This window comes from Bradyrhizobium sp. SHOUNA76 (assembly GCF_023006445.1).
GTDB lineage: Bacteria > Pseudomonadota > Alphaproteobacteria > Rhizobiales > Xanthobacteraceae > Bradyrhizobium.
This window is the reverse complement of the sequence record NZ_JALBHA010000783.1, coordinates 1-1,957: the sequence shown is the minus strand read 5'-3', so window position 1 is coordinate 1,957 and position 1,957 is coordinate 1. Positions and strand designations below refer to the sequence as shown.

At 63.3% G+C, this 1,957-nt stretch carries 2 protein-coding genes and 1 pseudogene; 2 read left to right on the top strand and 1 reads right to left on the bottom strand.

The features are described 5' to 3' along the window. Positions 1–725: hypothetical protein (locus tag MOV74_RS37060; RefSeq protein ID WP_246932344.1), on the top strand; the 725-nt coding region annotated here is incomplete at its 5' end. A gap of 40 nt (positions 726–765) precedes the next feature. On the opposite strand, the gene tesB is transcribed toward MOV74_RS37060, so the two are convergent. Next, on the bottom strand, positions 766–1,629 hold the full coding sequence (gene tesB, locus MOV74_RS37055; RefSeq protein WP_212082690.1) for an acyl-CoA thioesterase II: 864 nt from the start codon (positions 1,627–1,629) through the stop codon (positions 766–768). Between the two features lie 194 nt (positions 1,630–1,823). Between tesB and MOV74_RS37050 the strand changes: the two are divergent. Continuing rightward, positions 1,824–1,957, top strand: a pseudogene (locus MOV74_RS37050) (2-octaprenyl-6-methoxyphenyl hydroxylase); the annotation flags it as partial.

Here is a 1,957-nt window from a genome sequence, read left to right as displayed (position 1 = left end):
TGATGCCGGCGGGGGGCCCGCCGATGATGGGCGGAAGCGCCTACGGCGGCGCCAGCGGCTACGCTGCGGCTGGCAGCGGAGGATCGCTGGCCGTCGATTTCGGCATCCTCGAGTTCACCTGGCGCACGCTGGTGCTCGTGATCGGCTCGTGCTTCGTCATTCCGGTGCCGTGGCTGTTCGTCTGGTACACGAACTGGATCGTGCCCTGCTTCAAAGTCCCCGGCCGGCCAAATCTCAGCTTCACCGGCACTGCGATGACGCTGGTGCCCTGGTTCTTCGGCTTCATCGTTCTGGCGATCGTCATCGGCTTCATCGGCAGCCAGATCCTGAGCAATCTGCTGTTCATCGTGCAGATCGTTCTCTACTGGCTCCTGATCAAATGGTTGATCGCGAACCTCGCCTCCAACGGGCAGCCGTTGGGCTTGAGCTTCACGGGCTCCATCTGGGCCTATATCGGCTGGAATCTGCTGTTCGCGATTTCCATCATCACCATCATCGGCTGGGCCTGGGTCGCCGCGGCACAGCTGCGCTGGTTCTGCCGCAGCATCGAAGGCACGCGGCGCGAGATTGTCTTCAAGGGCAGTGGTCTCGGCATCCTCTGGCGGGGCATCGTCGCCGCGATCCTGTGCAGCCTGATCATCCCGATTCCGTGGGTGTATCGCTGGATCATGAACTGGTTCGCATCGGAGACCGTGCTGGCTCCGCGCGGGTCCCTTGGTGCATGATCCGGAAAGCCTCGAACGCGATACCTCGCGTTTGAGGTGATTATCCCTTCCGCTCGCGCACGGAGCCTTCCTGCGCGACGGAGGCGACCAGCGTGCCGTCAGGCTTGAAGATCGAGCCGCGGGTGAGGCCGCGGCCGCCTCGCGCGCTCGGCGAATCCTGCGCATAGAGCAGCCATTCGTCGGCGCGGAAGGGGCGGTGAAACCACATCGCGTGGTCGAGGCTCGCGGGCATCATGCGCTTGTCGAACAGCGTGCGGCCATAGCGCGCCATGATCGCATCAAGCAGCGAGAAGTCGGAGGCGTAGGCGAGCGCGCACATGTGCAGCGCCGGATCGTCCGGCAGGGTCGCCGCGGTCTTGATCCAGACGTGAATGCGGCCGTCGTCGATCTTCTGGCCGAAATAACGGCCGAGCTCGACCGGGCGCAGCTCGATCGGGCGATCGGATTCATAGTAGCGGCGGATGAAGTCGGGCATCTCCCGGAACATGGGCTGCTTCGCCACCTCCTCCGCCGTAAGTTTTTCCGGAGGCGGCACGTCAGGCATCCTGTCCTGATGGTCGAACGCACTCTCTTCCTCGGCATGGAAGGAGACCATGATCGAAAAGATCGCGTTGCCGTGCTGGATCGCCGTGACGCGGCGTGTCGAGTAGCTCTTGCCGTCGCGCAGGCGCTCGACCTGGTAGATGATCGGGATCTGCGGATCGCCCGGCAGGACGAAATAGCAATGCAGTGAATGCGGCAGCCGGCCCTCGACCGTGCGGCAGGCTGCAACCATCGCCTGCCCGATCACCTGGCCTCCAAAGACCCGCTGCCAGCTCGTCTTAGGGCTGTTGCCGCGGAACAGGTTCACCTCGAGCTGCTCGAGGTCGAGGATCGAAATCAGGTCGATCAGGCTTTTGGACATGATGGTGCTTTCGCATTGTCGTCATTCCGAAGCGATGCAGAGCATCGAACCCGGAATCGAGAGCCGATAACCTCCGGATTCCGGGTTCGCGCTTTGCGCCCCGGAATGACAGGAAGGAGCGCCCTTGTTTCACCGCACTGTTTCGCCCACCTCAAGTCTGCTAGCAAGACCAGGATTTGGCCGGGAATTTGGGTATGTCGGTACAGGGTAGCATTGTCATTGGTGGCGGCGCGTTTGCAGGGCTTGCGCTGGCGCTGGCGCTGCGCCAGGGGCTCGGGCCCGAGATTCCCGTCATCGTCGCCGATCCCGCGCTCGGCATGCGCCCGAG

What these genes read in the sequence shown, in the direction of transcription:
- tesB (WP_212082690.1), bottom strand. Translation starts at nt 1,629, where the DNA reads ATGTCCAAAAGCCTGATCGACCTGATTTCGATCCTCGACCTCGAGCAG.